Source organism: Ezakiella coagulans (genome assembly GCF_003096635.1).
Taxonomy (GTDB): domain Bacteria; phylum Bacillota; class Clostridia; order Tissierellales; family Peptoniphilaceae; genus Ezakiella; species Ezakiella coagulans.
In genome coordinates this window covers 34,671-50,455 of the sequence record NZ_QEKV01000011.1, presented here as the reverse complement: position 1 = coordinate 50,455, position 15,785 = coordinate 34,671, and the positions used below count along the sequence as shown (strand labels likewise).

Annotated in this window: 11 protein-coding genes and 1 pseudogene; 10 read left to right on the top strand and 2 right to left on the bottom strand. The window is 37.4% G+C overall.

What is annotated here, in order from left to right; genetic code table 11:
• The 3 genes and pseudogenes from C7381_RS07760 to C7381_RS07750 all read left to right on the top strand — a co-directional run.
• Positions 1-546 (top strand): EF-Tu C-terminal domain-related protein (locus tag C7381_RS07760; protein ID WP_245893823.1); only part of this gene is annotated, 546 nt, incomplete at its 5' end.
• A 176-nt stretch (positions 547-722) separates the two neighbouring features.
• A pseudogene (locus tag C7381_RS08875) lies at positions 723-794 on the top strand (EF-Tu C-terminal domain-related protein); the annotation flags it as partial.
• A gap of 577 nt (positions 795-1,371) precedes the next feature.
• Positions 1,372-1,818 carry a GAF domain-containing protein gene (locus C7381_RS07750; RefSeq protein ID WP_116480528.1) on the top strand — a complete coding sequence of 149 codons (447 nt, stop codon included), beginning with the start codon at positions 1,372-1,374 and terminating at the stop codon, positions 1,816-1,818.
• Positions 1,819-1,840: 22 nt separating this feature from the next.
• On the opposite strand, the gene C7381_RS07745 is transcribed toward C7381_RS07750, so the two are convergent.
• The gene (locus C7381_RS07745) at positions 1,841-2,830 is read right to left on the bottom strand and encodes an LLM class flavin-dependent oxidoreductase (RefSeq protein ID WP_116480527.1); all 990 of its coding nucleotides are present in this window, start codon (positions 2,828-2,830) and stop codon (positions 1,841-1,843) included.
• Between the two features lie 98 nt (positions 2,831-2,928).
• Here C7381_RS07745 and C7381_RS07740 point away from each other — a divergent pair, with 98 nt between their 5' ends.
• From C7381_RS07740 to C7381_RS07710, 7 genes are all read left to right on the top strand, one after another.
• Positions 2,929-4,449 carry a helicase HerA-like domain-containing protein gene (locus C7381_RS07740; RefSeq protein WP_116480526.1) on the top strand — a complete coding sequence of 507 codons (1,521 nt, stop codon included), beginning with the start codon at positions 2,929-2,931 and terminating at the stop codon, positions 4,447-4,449.
• Between the two features lie 81 nt (positions 4,450-4,530).
• A complete protein-coding gene (gene ahpC, locus C7381_RS07735) occupies positions 4,531-5,115 on the top strand; it encodes an alkyl hydroperoxide reductase subunit C (RefSeq protein WP_034547596.1) in 585 nt (194 codons plus the stop codon).
• A 134-nt stretch (positions 5,116-5,249) separates the two neighbouring features.
• On the top strand, positions 5,250-5,933 hold the full coding sequence (locus C7381_RS07730) for a beta/alpha barrel domain-containing protein (RefSeq protein WP_116480531.1): 684 nt from the start codon (positions 5,250-5,252) through the stop codon (positions 5,931-5,933).
• A 270-nt stretch (positions 5,934-6,203) separates the two neighbouring features.
• Positions 6,204-9,911: a DNA-directed RNA polymerase subunit beta gene (gene rpoB, locus C7381_RS07725; RefSeq protein WP_116480525.1), complete on the top strand. Its 3,708-nt coding sequence runs from the start codon at positions 6,204-6,206 to the stop codon at positions 9,909-9,911.
• Positions 9,912-9,926: 15 nt separating this feature from the next.
• Positions 9,927-13,538, top strand: coding sequence for a DNA-directed RNA polymerase subunit beta' (rpoC, locus tag C7381_RS07720; RefSeq protein ID WP_116480524.1), 3,612 nt, complete (start codon positions 9,927-9,929; stop codon positions 13,536-13,538).
• A gap of 143 nt (positions 13,539-13,681) precedes the next feature.
• The gene (locus tag C7381_RS07715; RefSeq protein WP_116480523.1) at positions 13,682-13,885 is read left to right on the top strand and encodes a DUF4177 domain-containing protein; all 204 of its coding nucleotides are present in this window, start codon (positions 13,682-13,684) and stop codon (positions 13,883-13,885) included.
• A gap of 91 nt (positions 13,886-13,976) precedes the next feature.
• Positions 13,977-14,483, top strand: coding sequence for a hypothetical protein (locus C7381_RS07710; RefSeq protein WP_116480522.1), 507 nt, complete (start codon positions 13,977-13,979; stop codon positions 14,481-14,483).
• Positions 14,484-14,608: 125 nt separating this feature from the next.
• Here C7381_RS07710 and C7381_RS07705 read toward each other — a convergent pair whose 3' ends face one another.
• Positions 14,609-15,478 (bottom strand): YitT family protein, encoded by an 870-nt coding sequence (locus tag C7381_RS07705; protein WP_245893820.1) that lies wholly within the window; start codon positions 15,476-15,478, stop codon positions 14,609-14,611.
• Between the last annotated feature and the right edge of the window lie 307 nt (positions 15,479-15,785).

Below are 15,785 nucleotides of genomic sequence, written 5' to 3'. Positions count from 1 at the left end.
GTAGAAGACGTCTTCACAATCACAGGACGTGGAACAGTAGCAACAGGAAGAGTTGAAAGAGGCCAAGTAAAAGTTGGAGACACAGTAGAAATCGTTGGACTTCAAGAAAAACCAAGAAGCGTAGTTGTAACAGGCGTAGAAATGTTCAAAAAACTCCTTGACGTCGCTGAAGCAGGAGACAACATCGGAGTACTACTAAGAGGTGTACAAAGAGAAGAAATCGAAAGAGGACAAGTACTTGCAGCACCAGGAACAATACACCCACACACAAAATTCAAAGCAGAAGTATACGTACTAACCAAAGAAGAAGGCGGAAGACACACCCCATTCTTCAACGGATATAGACCACAATTCTACTTCAGAACAACAGACGTAACAGGAAACATCGAACTTGAAGAAGGCGTAGAAATGGTAATGCCGGGAGATAACGCAAGATTCACAATCGAACTTATCACACCGATTGCTATAGAAAAAGGACTTAAATTCGCTATTCGTGAAGGTGGCCGTACTGTAGGCGCTGGAGTTGTAACTGAAATTATCGAATAATAAACAATCAAAGCAATTGCAAAGGCAATTGCTTTTCTTGTATTTTTCTATGGCCGACAGATTCTGCTAATCGGCGTTCGTTAACACTCCGCCTCTTAGGAATCTTTGGCACAAGACCTGCCGCTGCATTCACTTCGCTTTCAGCTCGTGACTTGCAGGGCTAGGGCTTCGAAAAAGGACTTAAATTCGCTATCAGAGAAGGCGGAAGAACAGTTGGCGCTGGAGTTGTAACAGAAATTATCGAATAATTTTAATTTTTGTCTAAATCGCGTCTAACGCTTGTTTCGTTTTATTCGCTCGTTGCGGTGTGCACTAGCACACCTCATTCGCGAAAAAACTGTACTGCGCGTTATACATCGATTTATCCTAAAAATTAAGAAGTATAGAGGGGAGGTTCTACCTCCTCTTTTTTGTTTAAAATACAAATTTTTGCTAAAATTGCGACTAACACTCGTTCGAATTTTTCAACCCTCGACGTACTTGCCAGTACGCCTCGGGCAGTAAAAATTCTGCACTTCGTGTTATTCATCAATTTTATCGAAAAATTAAAAATATAGGGAAGTTATAAATATAGAGGAGTTATAAATATCTCCTCTTTTTTGTTCAAAATACAAACTTTTGGTAATATTATAAATATAGAGGAGGTATAAATATCTCCTCTTTTTTATATGGTAATATATTTTTATGATTCGAGTATTTTTACAATATTAATAACAAGAATATTAACCGCTAATTTTTATATTATTCATACTTTAATCTAATAATTATTTCCAACGCTCTTCAATTTTTTCTTTTTATAAGTTATAATATTTATTGAGGTGGAATATGGATTACGAAAGAGTTATTTTTAATATAAAGCTCCAACTTCATAAGGAAAGCGACAAGCTTGCCAATTTGTGTAACTCCATAGCTTTTATAAAGGAGCTTCCCGATGTAAGTTGGGCCGGAGTTTATTTAGAAAAAGATGGAGAACTTGTTTTGGGACCGTTTCAAGGTAAGGCAGCATGTAATAGGATAAAAGTTGGAAGCGGAGTTTGCGGAACTGCATTTAAAGAGGGAAGGACCTTTGTGGTTTCGGATGTAGAAAAGTTTCCGGGGCATATTGCGTGCGATTCAATGTCTCGGTCTGAAATTGTAGTTCCAATAATATGTAATGACAAAAAAATAGGAGTGCTTGATTTGGACTCCTATAGTTTAAATCGTTTTAATGAATTTGACAAAGAAAATTTGGAAGAGATAGTTAGACTTTTAATAGAATCAAATGTATTTTAAAAGACCCCATAAGGGGCCTTTTTTAGTCGTTCAATACTATGTCTTCCAACATTTCGTATGATTTTTCAAGTTTATCATATTCAGGAATGTAGCAGACAGCAATAAGTTCGTCAGGTTGGTATCTTTCCTTCATTTCTCTCCATTGTCTGGAAGCTTCATCCTTATCTCCACCTATGTGAAGTCCGCGCATTGTTCTCAGTGCAAATTTTTGCATTGATGTCAGTTCAGGAGCTTCGTCAGGATTGATTTTTTCGAATTCCTTTCTATTCTTCACGTCGAGTATTTGTAGGAATACTTGAATTGCGTGGAATTCCAGTTCGTCGGCGTCGGTTTTATTATCAGCAATATTTGCTGAAAGTCCAAGCATTGTGTATGGTTTATCAAGATATTTGCTTGGCTTAAAGTTTCTTCTATATAGTCTAAAAGCTGCTTCAACTGTGTTAGGGGCAAAGTGACCTGCGAATGAATAAGGTAGTCCTAGTTCTGCGGCAACTGTTGCTGAGTCAAGTGAGCTTCCTAAAATTGTAACAGGAACATTTGTACCGACTCCAGGATATGGTGCAACTTTGAAATCGCGTGCTTCTTTTGAAAAGTAGTCGAGTAGTTCTTCAATTGCTTTTTGGAAACTTTCTAATTGGTAGGTATTTCTATAAATAAGTTTTGCGGTTTCTATGTCGGTTCCAGGAGCTCTTCCGACTCCAAGGTCAATTCTTCCCGGAAATAATGCTTCAAGAGTACCGTATTTTTCAGCAACTTGAAAAACTGTGTGGTTTGGAAGCATTACTCCACCTGCTCCTATTCTAATTCTATTTGTATGATCGGCAATATGTGCGAGAATAATTTCAGTTGCGGAGCTGAGCACCCCTGGGCTGTTGTGATGTTCTGCAACCCAGTATCTTAAGAAATCGTGTTTGTCTGCAAATTCTGCCAATGCGACTGCTCTTTTGAAAGCATCTGTCATAGTCTCGTCGTTGTATTTTGGCACCAAATTAAGCACAGATATTTTTGTCATATAATCACCTCTTTATAATGATATACCCAATTATAAGAATTATTAACACTATTGACTTTTAAAGCTATTTAAACATATAATTAGATGGGGGTGTTTACATGACTGATATTCTTATTGGAAAGGGTGAAAGTCAAGTTTTTCTTAAAACGGAGATGTTAAACAGACATGGACTTATTGCAGGAGCAACAGGAACCGGTAAAACAACAACTTTAAAAGTTATAGCGGAAAGAGCATCTATGCTCGGTATTCCGGTTTTTATTCCGGATGTAAAGGGCGATTTGTATGGACTACATATTGCCGGAGAAGAAAATGAAAAGATAAATGAAAGATTAAATTTTATAGGCGATAATAGTTTTAATTTTCAAAGTTTTCCGGTTCAATCTTGGGATATTTTGGAGGATTTAGGCGTTCCAATAAGAGCGACTGTTTCTGATTTAGGACCTATTCTTCTATCGAATTTACTAGAACTTAACGATGTCCAAATGGGAATTTTAAATATTGCATTTAAAGTTGCAGATGAAAGAGGACTTTTAATTTTGGATTTTAAGGATTTGAAATCAGTTTTGAATTATATTTCTGAAAACAGCAATGAACTTCGTGCAGAATATGGGAATATTTCTCCGCAATCTGTCGGGGCAATCAACAGAGCACTTTTAGTTCTGGAAAATGAAGGTGCAGAAAAATTCTTTGGTGAGCCTGCTCTTGATGTGAACGATTTGATAAAGAAAACTACTGATGGGAAAGGCGTTATAAATATATTAAATTCAAAAGTTTTATTCCAACGTCCAAAACTTTATACCACATTTCTTCTTTGGTTTTTGTCGGAGATTTATGAAATTCTTCCGGAAGTTGGAGATTTGGAAATTCCTAAGATGTTATTTTTCTTTGATGAAGCGCACCTGATTTTCAGCCAAGGAAGTAAAGTATTAAAAGATAAACTTCTTCAAGTCATTAAACTTATTCGCTCAAAAGGAGTGGGCGTGTTTTTCGTTACGCAAAGTCCTGGGGATATACCGGAGGACGTGCTTTCTCAACTTGGAAATAAAATTCAACACGCATTAAGGGCATTCACCCCGAAGGATAGAAAGATGATAAAGGATACGGCGATGAATTTCAGAGAAAATCCGAATCTTGATATAGAATCTGCCCTCACAAATATGAAGAGCGGGGAGGCACTTGTTTCATGTCTTGATGAAAAGGGACTTCCTCAAGTAACTGAAAAGGCTCTTATTATGCCGCCAATGAGTTCGTTTGGAACTATGAGTGAAGAAGATATAAGGGATTTTTCGAATTCTTCAATTTTGATGTCCAAGTACAAGGATGTGATTGATAGAGAGTCCGCATACGAGGTGCTTCTTGCAGAAAAGAAGAGAATAGATGCTGAAAAGGAAAAACTCGAACAGGAAAAAGAAAGAATAAAAGCAGAAGAACTTTCTAGAAAAGAACAGGAGAGATTAAAAAAAGAAGAAGAACGTCTTGAAAGAGAGAGGAAAAAGAATAGAAGCGAGCTTGAGAAATTTGGCGGCAGAGTTATCAATTCGATGATAGGAACAGCAAGCCGAAAGATTGGAAATGAGCTTGTAAGAGGTATTTTTGGGACTCTTCTCGGGAAAAAATAAATTTGTTTAAATTGTTTTTTTGGGGGTATATATATTAATGGAATGGTTGTTATAACCATAATTAATATTAAGGAGGAAAAAATGTTATCAGATTTATTTATTGAAAATATGATTGGGCAAGAAATTGGTGATTTCACCGTTACTGCATATAAAGATGGTGAGTTCTTTGAAGTTTCAAAGGATGATTTAAAAGGAAAATGGAGTGTATTTTTCTTCTATCCAGGAGATTTTACATTCGTTTGCCCTACAGAACTTGAAGACTTGGCTGAAAACTATGAAAAATTCCAAAAGATTGGATGCGACATTTACTCAGTTTCAACAGACTCTGAATTTGTTCACAAAGCATGGGCAGATGCAAGTCCTTCAATCGGTAAAATCAAGTACACAATGCTTTCAGACAGAACAAGACAACTCGGCGAAATGTTCGGAGTTTATGTTCCTGAAGAAGGACAAAATTTAAGAGGAACATTCATTATTAATCCTGATTTAAAGGTTTCCGCATATGAAATTCATGACATGGGAATTGGCCGTGATGCTTTAAGCCTTTTGAGAAAGGTTGAAGCTAGCCAATTTGTTTTCGAACATGGCGATAAGGTTTGCCCTGCAAAATGGCAACCAGGCGATGATACCTTAACACCGGGCATTGATTTGGTTGGAAAACTATAGGTTTTAATTTTTAAGCGTCCCTTATGGGACGCTTTTATTTTTTAAGGAGGGGAAATATGAAAAACAAAGAAATTGAAAAGGAACAAGAACTTGATTTCACTGATATTGAAAAAGACGATTGCATAGTTAATGTAATGGATATGGACAACAAGACCAGAAGATACATACCGAGCGTGGAAACAAATTTGAGACGTCATGTACAAATGATGCCGGAAGCGGCTTATAGATGTTCCGGTATAAATATTATGGGCAGAAGGATAAAGAGTCTGATGTTTACTACAGATGTAGCAATTATTAGAAACAACAATGCAGAGGCTGTTATGGCGGTTTATCCTTTTACGCCTGAACTTTCGATAACGAAAGCGATTCTTGATGTCGCACCGGTTCCGGTTTTTGTTGGAGTCGGTGGAGGCATCACGTCAGGGCCGCGAGCTATAGAAATTGCATTTCAGGCGGAACTTCATGGGGCTTTCGGTGTTGTTGTAAATGCACCGATGCAAAATGAGGTTATAAAAGCTATGGCTGAATATGTGGATATTCCAATTGTCACAACTATTGCAAGCATAAATGATGATATATTGGGTAAAATTGAGGCAGGTGCTAGAATTTTAAATGTAGCCGGTGGGAAGAACACTCCTGAGCTTGTGATGGAAGTGAGGAAGATAGTTGGAAATGAGTTTCCAATAATTGCAACGAGCGGACATACAGATGAACATATTATGGCAACGATAAATGCCGGAGCAAACGCCCTATCATACACTCCGAAGACCAGTCCTGAAATTTTGGAAGAGATTATGGCGGGTTATAGGAAAAAATAAGAGGGAAGACAAAAAAATATTAAAAAACGCCATAAACTTGCTTGACAAAGTGATTTTTTTATGATATCATAAGAAGATGAATATAAAAGTGGATTATTCTCACTATTTTTTAAGATTCCGCTATGTATTGAAAGGAGCCGACAAAAGATAAATTTTGCTGTAGCACTTGACCGGAGCGGTTTTTTGGCGACTTGTCAGTTATGACGGTTAAGCAATTATTTCGGTCTTTTGGTTGGTTTCATATATTTTTGTGAGGGGTGAATATAATACATGGTACATCCTGTACAGTATGGTAAAAGAACAAGAATGAGTTATTCCAGAATCGACGAAGCTCTAGATATGCCAAATCTTTTGGAAGTCCAAACAGAGTCCTACGAATGGTTCATAAAATATGGAATAAAGGAAGTTTTTGACGATGTTAGTCCGGTTGAAGATTACGCAGGAAATCTTATACTGGAATTTGTCGATTATAAACTTGATGACAAGCTTAAGTATACCGAATCTGAAGCAAGAATGCGTGATGCAAACTATTCCGCAGGGCTTCGTGCTAAGGTTAGACTTATAAATAAGGAAACGGGTGAAGTCAAGGAACAAGAAGTTTTCATGGGAGATTTACCTCTTATGACAAAGACGGGGACTTTTATTATTAATGGTGCTGAAAGAGTTATTGTCAGCCAACTTGTAAGAAGTCCTGGTGCTTACTACACTTCAAGTTATGATAAAAACGGTAATTTGCAAGTCAATGCACAAGTTATTCCTAATAGAGGGGCATGGCTTGAATATGAAACGGATACAACGGGAAGCTTGAGTGTTCGTGTCGACAGAACCAGAAAGGTTCCATTGACGACGCTTCTTCGTGCTTTTGAAATAGAATCGAATGAGGATATTATAGAAGCGGTTGGAGATTTTGAAGTTCTACAAAAAACATTTGAAAAGGATCCTTCAAAGAACAAGAGCGAAGCTGTTATTGAAATTTATAAAAGACTGAGACCTGGAGAACCTGCAACAGAGGAATCAGCAACAAGTCTTTTGTACAATATGTTTTTTGACTACAAAAGATATGATTTAGCAAAAGTCGGAAGATATAAGCTCAATAAAAAGTTGGGCTTAGCAAATAGAATAAAAAATTTAACCCTTGCAGAAGATGTTGTCGATCCGAATACAGGAGAAGTTTTGTATGAGGAAGGACAAGTTTTGACACCGGAAGATGCGAAGAGAATTGAAGACGCAGGAATAAATTCTGTGTTTATTTTGCATGCCGGAAAAAAACTTAAAGTTGTCGGAAACTGGTGTGTTGACACAGCAGTATTTAAAGACAAAATAGATCTTGAAAAATACGGAATAAAAGAAAAAGTATATTATCCTGCAATGATGGATATTTTGGAAGAAGAAGATTTGGAAAAAGCTGTAGTACAAAATTATAGAAAGCTTTACCCAAAACATATTCTTATTTCAGATGTTGTGGCAAGTGTAAACTACGAACTGTTATTGTTTGATGGAGTGGGAAATACTGATGATATTGACCATTTGGCAAATCGTAGAATCAGATGCGTCGGGGAACTTTTACAAAACCAATTCAGAATTGGACTTTCAAGAATGGAGAGAGTTGTAAGAGAAAGAATGACGATTCAAGATATGGACTACGCAACTCCTCAAGCGCTTATTAACATCAGACCTCTAGTTGCAAGCATTAAGGAATTTTTCGGTTCATCGCAACTTTCACAATTCATGGACCAAACAAATCCTTTGTCAGAACTTACTCACAAAAGAAAGATGTCAGCTCTTGGACCTGGCGGACTTTCAAGAGATAGAGCAGGCTTTGAAGTAAGAGACGTTCACAACTCTCACTACGGCAGAATGTGTCCTATTGAAACGCCTGAAGGCCCGAACATCGGTCTTATGACTTCGCTTACAACATATGCAAGGATAAATGAATATGGTTTTATTGAAGCACCATACAGAAAGGTTAGAAAGCCGGAAGGCCTTGTAACCGATGAAATAGATTATTTGATGGCGGATGAAGAAGACGAAATGGTCATCGCACAATCAAATGAAAAACTTGATGAAAATGGCAGATTTATTGAAGATAGAGTTGTTGCACGTGGACACAAGGGGATAATCGACGTATTTAAGAGAGAAGATGTCGATTATATGGACGTTTCACCTAAACAAATCGTATCGGTTGGTACAGCTCTTATACCGTTCCTTGAAAAAGACGACGCAAAACGTGCACTTATGGGTGCAAACATGCAACGTCAAGCGGTTCCTCTTATCACAACAGAGGCACCTATTGTTGGAACGGGTATTGAATACAAAGCTGCAGTTGACTCGGGTGTGGTTATTATTGCGAAAAACGCCGGAGTTGTCGAATCTGTTGACTCAACAGGAATTGTTATTGCAACAGACGACGGAAAGAAAGATTCATATTCTATAAGCAAGTTTATCCGTTCAAACCAAGGTACAACTTTGAATCAACGTCCTATCGTTCATGAGGGTGAAAGAGTTGAAAAGGGAGATGTTATTGCCGACGGTCCGTCAACAAACGGCGGAGAAATGGCAATCGGTAAAAACGTGCTTATCGGATTTATGACTTGGGAAGGCTACAACTACGAAGACGCTATTTTGATTAATGAAAAGCTTGTAGTTGACGACGTTCTCACCTCAGTTCATATTGAAGAATACGAACTCGATTCGAGAGATACAAAACTAGGACCTGAAGAAATTACGAGAGACATTCCGAATGTCGGCGAAGATATGCTCAAAGATTTGGATGAAGAAGGCATTATTAGAATCGGTGCCGAAGTAACATCCGGAGATTTCCTTGTTGGAAAGGTTACGCCTAAGGGCGAAACAGAACTTGCACCTGAAGAAAGACTTTTAAGAGCAATTTTCGGTGAAAAAGCAAGAGAAGTAAGAGACACTTCTTTAAAAGTTCCACACGGCGAAACAGGAATTGTTGTCGATGTTAGAAATTATACAAGAGAAGCCGGAGACGAATTGCCACCGGGAGTAAATAGAAGTGTAAGAGTTTATGTTGCAACAAAGAGAAAGATTATGGTCGGAGACAAGATGTGCGGACGCCACGGAAACAAGGGTGTTATTTCAAGGATTCTTCCTGAAGAAGATATGCCATATTTACCGGACGGCACACCACTTCAAATTTGCTTGAATCCTCAAGGTATTCCGTCACGTATGAACCTTGGACAAGTTTTGGAAGTTCACTTGGGACTTGCTGCAAAGAAACTCGGCATCTATGTTGAAACACCTGTTTTTGACGGGGCAAATGAAAATGACATAATCGAATCGCTCGAAGAAGCGGGCTATCCGAAGACGGGTATGATTGAAGTTAGAGATGGAAGGACAGGTCTTCCTTTTGACAGACCTGCAACGGTCGGATACATGTATATGGTTAAACTCCACCACATGGTCGACGAAAAGATTCACGCTCGTTCAACAGGACCATACTCACTTGTTACACAACAACCACTCGGAGGTAAAGCGCAATTCGGTGGTCAAAGATTCGGGGAAATGGAAGTTTGGGCTCTTGAAGGTTACGGTGCAAGCCACGTGCTTCAAGAAATGTTAACTGTAAAATCCGACGATATTGTTGGACGTGTTAAGACTTATGAAGCAATTGTAAAGGGTGAAAATATTCCTGAACCGGGAATTCCTGAAAGTTTCAAGGTTTTAATCAAAGAACTTCAATCCCTCGCACTTGATGTTAAAGTTTTGGATGAAAATAAAAATGAAATAGAATTAAAAGAGTATTTGGACGATGAACCGACTGACTTAAATGAAATTACAAATGAAATGAGTTCAATTAGCTCTTATTCAGATTACGGACTTGAAGATTCCGATGAAGATGAAAAAGAAGTAAGTCTAGATGATTTGAAGGAACAAGAAGACGATAGCGACGAAAGCTATGACTACGAAGTCGATGATGACTTGGAATATTTTGATGAAGATGAATCAGAATAAAAGGGAGGGCATAATTTGTTCGAAACAGAAAATTTTGAATCAATAAAAATTGGACTCGCATCTCCGGAAAAAATCCGTTCATGGTCTTATGGCGAGGTAAAAAAGCCGGAGACCATAAATTACAGGACACTTAAACCTGAAAAAGAGGGCCTTTTCTGCGAAAGAATTTTCGGACCTACTAAAGACTGGGAATGTCATTGTGGTAAGTATAAGAGAATTCGTTACAAGGGGGTAGTCTGCGATAGATGCGGAGTGGAAGTAACAAAGGCAAAAGTTCGTCGTGAAAGAATGGGACACATAGAACTTGCTTCTCCGTGTTCACATATATGGTATTTCAAAGGTATTCCTTCAAGAATGGGACTTATTTTGGATATGAGTCCGAGAAATCTTGAGAAGGTTCTATATTTTGCGAACTATGTCGTACTTGATCCAGGCGAAACAAATCTTGTAAAACAAGAGCTTTTGACAGAACAGGAATATGACGAATATTCAAAGAAGTTCCCGGGAGGATTCAGAGCCGGAATGGGCGCTGAAGCAATCAAAGAACTTTTGATGGAAGTTGACCCTGAAAAAATATCAAAGGAATTAAAAGAAGAACTTGTCGGAGCAACCGGACAAAAGAGAGTAAGAATTACAAGACGTCTTGAAGTTGTTGAAGCATTCAGATTAAGTGGAAACAGACCGGAATGGATGATACTTGACGCACTTCCTGTTATACCGCCTGATTTAAGACCTATGGTAGAACTTGACGGGGGACGTTTTGCAACTTCGGACTTAAATGATTTATATAGACGTGTAATTAATAGAAATAATAGATTAAAAAGACTCTTGGAACTTGGAGCACCTGAAATTATCGTAAGGAACGAAAAGAGAATGCTACAAGAAGCTGTTGACGCTTTGATAGACAACGGTAGACGCGGAAGACCTGTCACAGGTCCTGGAAACAGACCGCTTAAGAGTTTGAATGATATGTTAAAGGGTAAACAAGGACGTTTCCGTCAAAACCTTCTTGGAAAACGTGTAGACTATTCAGGACGTTCCGTAATTGTTGTAGGACCTGAACTCAAGTTCTATCAATGCGGACTTCCGAAGACAATGGCACTTGAACTCTTCAAACCTTTTGTAATGCATGAACTTGTGAAGTCTAAGAAGGCTCACAATATTAAAAATGCAAAACGTATGATTGAAAGAATGGACAGTGAAGTTTGGGATGAACTTGAAAAGGTTATCAAGGATCACCCGGTACTATTGAACCGTGCCCCGACACTTCACAGACTTGGTATTCAAGCATTTGAACCGGTGCTCGTTGAAGGAAAGGCTATAAAGCTTCATCCGCTCGTATGTACACCGTTTAACGCTGACTTCGACGGAGACCAAATGGCTGTTCACCTTCCGCTTTCTGTTGAAGCACAAGCGGAAGCAAGACTTATGATGCTTTCAACAAACAATATTTTAGCACCGAAGGACGGTAAGCCGATCACAGCTCCATCACAAGACATGGTTCTTGGCTGCTTCTATCTCACAATGGATAGATTTACACCACAAGATGAAATTCACTCATTCAAAGACTACGATGAAATGATTGTCGCTCTATTTAATAGAAAGATAACGCTTCAAGACAGAGTTAGAGTTAGAGTTTATCTTGAAGATGGCAGATTTAAAACGGTCGAATCAACATGCGGAAGATTTATTTTCAACCAAAGAATTCCGCAAGACTTAGGATTTGTCGACAGAGAAAAAGATCCGTTCAGTTTGGAAGTAGACAAGGTTGTAAATAAGAAAGGTCTTGTTTCAATCATTGATGCATGCTTCAATAAACATGGAAACAATATAACTGCTGAAGTTCTTGACTATATCAAGGCTACAGGTTATAAATATTCAACACTATCAGCTATATCGGTTTCTATGAGTGACGTTACAGTTCCTGAAACAAAGCAAAGCATTATAGATGAAGCACAAAAAGAAGTTGATAAAGTTCAAAAATTATATAGACGTGGTAGAATGTCTGAAGAAGAAAGATATTCTCAAGTAATCGATATTTGGAACGATGCAACTGATAAGGTTACAGACGAACTTATGAATGTTTTGCCACACGACAACAACATCTATTTGATGGCAACATCCGGAGCTCGTGGTTCTAAGAACCAAATCAGACAGCTCGGAGGTATGCGTGGACTTATGGCATCTTCAACAGGTAAGACTGTTGAAATCCCAATCAAGTCAAACTTCCGTGAAGGACTTTCGGTTATGGAATTCTTTATTTCATCACACGGTACTAGAAAAGGACTTTCCGATACGGCTCTAAAGACTGCTGACGCAGGATATTTGACACGTCGTTTGGTAGACGTTTCTCAAGATGTTATCGTTCGTGAAGACGACTGTCACACAGACGGTTATATCGAAATCACAACCTTTAAAGACGGAAATGAAGTCATTGAAGAATTGAAAGACAGACTTGAAGGAAGATATCCTTTTGAAGATATTGTGGACCCTAATACCGGTGAAGTCATCTGTACAACAGATGAACTAATAACTGAAAAAATGGCAAAACATATCCAAGATATTGGAATCGAAAGCGTTAAAGTCAGATCTGTTCTTCAATGTAATGCAAAACATGGTGTATGTTCTAAATGTTATGGTAAAAACCTTGCAAATGGAAACAGAGTTGACATCGGAGAAGCAGTCGGTATTGTTGCAGCACAATCAATCGGGGAACCTGGAACTCAGCTTACTATGAGAACTATTCACTCCGGCGGTGTTGCTAAGGCTGACGACATCACTCAAGGTTTGCCGAGAGTTGAAGAACTTTTCGAAGCAAGAAAACCTAAAGGGGTTGCTGTTATAACTGAAATCTCAGGAAAAGTTACACTTGCGGGCGACGAAAAGAAACGTGAAGTTATAGTTGAAAATGAAGAAGAATCCAAAGTATATCAAATTGCTTTCGGTTCGACTCTAAAGGTTCACGAAGGTGACGTTGTGAATGCGGGAGATCCGCTCACAGAAGGTTCTATTAACCCGCACGATATATTTAAAATCGAAGGCGTCAAAGGCGTTGAAAGATATATTGTTAAGGAAGTTCAAAGAACATATAGAATGTCAGGGGTTGATATCAACGACAAGCACGTTGAAATCATCATTAGACAAATGCTATCACGTGTGAGAATTGATGATGCCGGAGACAGCACATTCATTCCGGGCACACTTGTTTCGCTCTATGAATTCAGAGAACAAAACAAGGAACTTCAAGCTGAAGGAAAGATTCCTGCAACAGGTGAAAGAGCACTCCTCGGAATTACAAAAGCATCTCTTGCAACTGACTCGTTCTTATCCGCAGCATCATTCCAAGAAACTACAAGAATCTTGGCGGATGCAGCAATAAAAGGTAAGGAAGACCACCTCGTAGGACTCAAGGAAAATGTTATTATCGGTATGACAATCCCTGCAGGAACAGGTATGAAGAGATATATGAATGTAAAAGTTCCACTTGCGGAAGATGATCCTCTATATATAAAAGAACATGAAGAACCTGAAGAAAGAATCGAAGAACCTGAAATTTTAGGTGACCTTTCAATGACTGAAATATTGAGAGAACTAAGAAGACAGGACAAAGAAGATAAAGGTATGTAGTAAAAAAGACTCTTTTAATTGATTTTAAAAGAGTCTTTTTTTTAAGTTTTTAAGAAAATAAAATTAGAATGATGTAAATTTGATTATATATTTTTAGTGGAGTATAATAAAGTTAAATAGATTTTACATATGGAGGGGGAAAAATGTTTAAATACGAATTTGTAGAAGTACCTATAAAAGGTGGCTTGAGAGCCGGTCGAACAGATACTTTTGAAGAATGCAAGAAAATCATCGCAGAAAAAGCTGAAGAAGGTTATGAATTGGTTCAAATAGTTCCGGTCGGAAATGAGAAAACTGGAATTGGAACTCTTCTTAATTATACGATTGTTTTTAAGATAAATAAGTAATTTAAAAACATTTAGATAGGTCTTTTATTTTTTAAGAAAAGAATAGTTGCAGTTATGTTAACAACAATTAATATAGTGGAGGATGTTTATTATGAAAAAGAATAATTTACTTTTAATGCTTATTATCGTGAGTCTTATTATAACGTCGTGCGGAAAATCAGACGGTATATTTGGAAAAGAGACGGAGCTTTCAGTGGATAATTTTGAAAACAATCCGCATTTTGCGGTAGTTGATTTTGATTTAAACACAGGGTTTAGATTGCTTGGCGAAAACGAAAAGTATTTCGTTGAAACAAAAGAAGGATATGTATTTTTAAAAAGTCCGCACGAGTTTGTGAAAAGTTTGAAACTAAATTCCGGAGATGAATTTTGGTGGAAGCCGGAAGTTGATATTTCTGACACTTGTTATATAGAGATATATAAAGGGGAAGAGAAGAGTGTCAAGAGCATTGCACTCGTAAAAATCAGTAAAGATAAGGATGGTTCCTACAAGGTAGAAGACATAAAAGAAAGAGAAGCACTAAAATCAAATGTATCGATTGACGAAATACAGTCACGTGAAAAAAATATATATTCAAAATTCTTTGGTGATAAGTAGAAAATTTTTGATATATATAAAGGCGGAAATTGTAACTTGTGGAACATAGTTAGGAGTAATTTTCGTAATGAGTAAAAAATAAAAGCATGATGATTTACATTTTGTAAATTCAATCATGCTTTTTGTTATTCTATAGGTCTAAAGCCTTCTCCGTGAACTTCAGATGAATTCTTTATCCATGTAAATATTTTTTGGTCGGAGGACTTTAAGAAATCTTTTAGTTGTACATAACTTCTTCTATCCAGTATAGTCACTATAACTTGTTTCGGTTTGCCGCTATAAGCACCGTGAGCATCGTAAAGTGTACAAGTTTTAATTAATTCGTTGTGTATGAAATGAACAATTGGAGTAGGATCATCAGCAACAATAGTTACTTCTTTCGCTATATTCATGCCGTCAATTACATAGTCAATAATTAGACCGTTTATAACTACGCCGAATAGGGAATAAAGTCCGGTTTTTGGTCCGTATGCCAAGGTTGCTCCAAGTGTAATTAAAAAGTCGCAATATAGAACGGCTTTACCGATGTCGATTCCGGTAAATTTGTTTACAATTTTACCGAGAATATCTGTTCCACCGGTTGAAGCGCCTTGATTAAAGACTATTCCAATTCCGATTGCGGACAAAATTACACCACAAATCAAATCAAGCATTATATCGCCGGATAAACTTTGCGGATTTGGAGCGATAAATTCCAATACTTTAACTATACCGGAAGTACCAAGACTTGCTAGTATAGTTTTTATACCGAATGATGCGCCGATAAGTAAAAATGCGAGAACAAATAAAACACCATTTACAATTAGCATTATGTCTCCCGGTTGGAGACCGGTAAATTCAGAAAATACAATACCAATACCATATGCTCCGCCGACTGCCAAGTGAAACGGTGAGTGGAAGAAATGGACGCCACAAGCAACCATTGTAATACCGATTAAAATAAGTAGATAACTCTTTATTGAGTCTTTTGTCATATATTTCTTCAAATGAATCACCTCTTCAACTATTATAGCATAAAAAAGTAGTATTTGGAATATATTTTTTATCTAAAATTTTATGCTTTGTGCTAAAACGTGTGAAAATTAATGTCAATAGGGTATATATAAATGAGAGGAAGATTCTGATGATAGATAGAATTTATTTTTTTGGAAATAAATATGTTAATGAGAATGATATAGAAATAATTAATGAAGAAGCGGTTTTATATACGCCTCACGAAGGTGGCAGTATTATGCTTAAGGACGCTTCTACTTTAGTTGGAAAAGAGATTTTGAAATTATTTGAATTTTATGATATAGTATA

Bases quoted from the DNA above. Each gene is read 5' to 3' on its own strand.
- C7381_RS07750 (WP_116480528.1), top strand. From the start codon at position 1,372: ATGGATTACGAAAGAGTTATTTTTAATATAAAGCTCCAACTTCATAAG.
- C7381_RS07745 (WP_116480527.1), bottom strand. From the start codon at position 2,830: ATGACAAAAATATCTGTGCTTAATTTGGTGCCAAAATACAACGACGAG.
- C7381_RS07740 (WP_116480526.1), top strand. From the start codon at position 2,929: ATGACTGATATTCTTATTGGAAAGGGTGAAAGTCAAGTTTTTCTTAAA.
- ahpC (WP_034547596.1), top strand. From the start codon at position 4,531: ATGTTATCAGATTTATTTATTGAAAATATGATTGGGCAAGAAATTGGT.
- C7381_RS07730 (WP_116480531.1), top strand. From the start codon at position 5,250: ATGGATATGGACAACAAGACCAGAAGATACATACCGAGCGTGGAAACA.
- rpoB (WP_116480525.1), top strand. From the start codon at position 6,204: ATGGTACATCCTGTACAGTATGGTAAAAGAACAAGAATGAGTTATTCC.
- C7381_RS07715 (WP_116480523.1), top strand. From the start codon at position 13,682: ATGTTTAAATACGAATTTGTAGAAGTACCTATAAAAGGTGGCTTGAGA.
- C7381_RS07710 (WP_116480522.1), top strand. From the start codon at position 13,977: ATGAAAAAGAATAATTTACTTTTAATGCTTATTATCGTGAGTCTTATT.